Annotated in this window: 1 protein-coding gene; it reads right to left on the bottom strand. The window is 71.5% G+C overall.

What is annotated here, in order from left to right; all coding sequences use genetic code 11:
- Positions 1-845: hypothetical protein (locus tag AC1DS3_RS39130; protein ID WP_477129427.1), on the bottom strand; the 845-nt coding region annotated here is incomplete at both ends.

Consider the following 845-nt stretch of genomic DNA (forward strand, 5'->3'; position numbering starts at 1 on the left):
CCGTTGACCGTGGCGCCGAGATTCAGCGCGATCGCCGCGCCCTCGACCCCRYTCTCGGCCACCGGCGCCAGGGTGGGCGCCAGCGGATTGACCGTCACCGCCTCGGTGGCCGTGGTGGTGGTGCTGAGGTTGCCCTCGCCGTCGGTGGCGGTCGCGGCCACGCTCAGCGTGAAGTTGGCGTCGCTGGTCGGTGTGATCGTCAGGCTCGATAAGGTCCAGCCATGGACATCGACCGCAGTGTGGCTCGCATCGGCCGTGAAGCTGTGGCTGCCGTCGCTCACAGTGGCACCGGCCGGGATCGCCCCGACCACCAGCGAGGCCAGGCTGTTGMTGTCGCCCGCCAGGCCGTTGACCGTGGCGCCGAGATTCAGCGCGATGGCCGCGCCCTCGACTCCGCTCTCGGCCACCGGCGCCAGGGTGGGCGCCAGCKGGTTGACCGTCACCACCTCGGTGGCCGTGGTGGTGGTGCTGAGGTTGCCCTCGCCGTCGGTGGCGGTTGCCGCCACGCTCAGCGTGAAGTTCGCGTCGTTGGTCGACGTGATGGTCAGGCTCGACAGGGTCCAACCATGGACATCGACCGCAGTGTGGCCGGCCGAAGCGGTGAAGCTGTGACCACCCGCGCCGTCGCTCAGCGTGGCACCGGCCGGGATCGCACCGACCACCAGCGAGGCCAGGCTGTTGCTGTCGCCGGCCAGGCCGTTGACCGTGGCGCCGAGATTCAGCGCGATCGCCGCGCCCTCGACCCCGCTCTCGGCCACCGGCGCCAGGGTGGGCGCCAGCGGATTGACCGTCACCGCCTCGGTGGCCGTGGTGGTGGTGCTGAGGTTGCCCTCGCCGTCGGTGGC

The sequence above is a fragment of the Cupriavidus sp. 01L46 genome (assembly GCF_056399905.1).